Annotated in this window: 1 pseudogene; it reads left to right on the forward strand. The window is 52.1% G+C overall.

Going from position 1 to position 282, the window contains the following annotated elements:
* Window positions 1-245: pseudogene (locus HBA93_RS20735) on the forward strand (TRAP transporter substrate-binding protein); the annotation flags it as partial.
* Between the last annotated feature and the right edge of the window lie 37 nt (window positions 246-282).

The following is a 282-nucleotide window of genomic DNA, read 5'->3' on the forward strand; positions in this document are numbered from 1 at the left end:
GGAACGGCCTGAGTGCCGAACAGCAGCAGGTGCTGCAGGAGGCATCCCAGGAAGCCACCATCTATTTCATCCAGTTGATTGTTGATGATGAAGCAGCAGCGATCACCACCGCCAAAGAGCATGGTGCACAGGTTCTGCAGCCGGAAGATTATGACCAGTGGCAGGCTGGTGCAAAAACCGTATGGGATGATTTTGCACCGGTTGTCGGTGGTATGGACCGTATCAATGCGATTAAAGCTCTCTAGGCTTTAAGCAAAAGAAAAGCCGCTCAGTTCTTGAGCG

It is taken from the genome of Ochrobactrum sp. SFR4 (assembly GCF_019730395.1).
Lineage (GTDB): Bacteria > Pseudomonadota > Alphaproteobacteria > Rhizobiales > Rhizobiaceae > Pseudochrobactrum.